Below are 1,741 nucleotides of genomic sequence, written 5' to 3' on the forward strand. Positions count from 1 at the left end.
TTAGCCCGAATATTTCATAAATAAGAGCAGGTTCCGCCCAATCACTTGATATGATTGAGTCGACCAAAAGAAAGCTTCGGAAGAAGCAAACCGGAACCTGCTATGGCGAAACATACACAAGAAACCCTTCGTTTTCACCCTGTTAATGGTAAAACTGTCAGAGCTGATTTTAACGGAGGAGAGCTGTCTTCCGATTTTGGAGCGCTGCTGCTTCGTGAAATGGCCATCCGTAGTGAGCTAATTCCCCGGCTAGTCAAGGCAATCCAGGACAAACGACATCAATCCTATATTGACCATTCCATACAGGATCTTCTGACGCAAAGAGTGCTGCAAATGGCCTGCGGTTATCAGGATGCCAATGATAGCAACCATTTGCGCAAGGACCCAATGTTCAAGCTGGCCGTCGGTCGCAGCCCTTTGAATGTCGAGACTCATCTGGCTTCAGCCCCCACATTTTCACGACTCGGGAAGGGTTTGTCCCGCAGGGATACACACAACCTGGCCTATGCCTTTGCTGAACATTTTCTCCGCAGTTATAAAAAACCACCCAAGCTGGCAGTCATTGATCTGGACCACACAGCCAGCCTGACACACGGTGCTCAACAGTACAGCCTGTTCAACACCAAATACGGCAATACCTGCTACTTGCCCCTGATGATTTTTGAAGGCTTGAGCGGGAAATTGATTACCGCCATTATGCGGCCGGGTAAAACACCCTCAGGACGGGAAAATGCTGCCATTGTTAAACGTCTTTTGACGCTGATTCGGCAGTCCTGGCCGAAAACACATCTCATCATCCGGGGAGACAGCCATTTCGCCCAGCCGGAGCTGATGCGCGTTGTTGAGCAGGATAAAGCGGCTGATTACATACTGGGCAAAGGTGCTGGTCATCCAACAGCCTTGCGCCCCATGGCGGACGAGAGCATGGCTGAAGCCCGCCGCTGTCTGCAAACACGTACAGCATACGCCCGGTCGAACAAATTGAAGGAACCCTACCGGGTGCGTGTGTATGGAGAGGCTCAGTATCAGGCGAAGAGCTGGAAAGGTCTGGATACACGAGTCATCTACAAGGCAGAAGTGAATCAGATGGGTGACAATCCCCGGTTTGTCGTGACATCAATCAAAAACGCTTCAGCCAAGTGCATTTATGAGCAATTTTATTGCCCCAGAGGTCAGGATGAAAACTACATTAAACACCTGAAAAATGATCTGTCCTGTGATCGGACATCGGATATGGGCTTTCGGGCGAATGCATTGCGGATGTACTATGCCTGTGCCGCTTATGTTTTGCATTACGAAATGAGAACCACTGTACTGAAGGATACAGAGCTGCAGAAGGCTCAGCCTTCAACAGTAATCGCCAAGTTGTTCAAAATTGCCGTTAAAGTGGTTGAGTATAAAGATCGTGTGAAGTTACATTTGCCCAGCAGTAACCCAATGAAAGTGTTGCTGGAACGAGTGACAGAAGCTTTTGCTACCCTGCCAGTTCTCAAACCGGGATAACAGACACGACTTTTTAATTGCCAGTCAGTTACCTGGCGTTTTATTGAATCAACTGAAAGAGGTTGAGGGTTCATTGCGCCTGGAGTCAGGTAAATCGGTCTTTTTTTTGAAAAAAAAACATGTCGGGATGCAATGTCACCGCAGAGAAATACGCTGATACAATCTGACAGACCATGTTTGTTCGAAAAAACATCAAACACTCGAACTGTAGCAGCGTTTATGAAATATTCGGGTTAGA

The 1,741-nt window shown here is 47.9% G+C and carries 1 protein-coding gene; it reads left to right on the top strand.

Annotation, left to right across the window (positions count from 1 at the left end; translation table 11 throughout):
- The first annotated feature begins 102 nt into the window (after positions 1–102).
- A complete protein-coding gene (locus J7439_RS25355; protein WP_209204840.1) occupies positions 103–1,503 on the top strand; it encodes an IS1380 family transposase in 1,401 nt (466 codons plus the stop codon).
- The last annotated feature ends 238 nt before the right edge of the window (positions 1,504–1,741 follow it).

The sequence above is a fragment of the Salinisphaera sp. G21_0 genome (assembly GCF_017744115.1).
Classification (GTDB): Bacteria; Pseudomonadota; Gammaproteobacteria; order Pseudomonadales; family Endozoicomonadaceae; genus Endozoicomonas.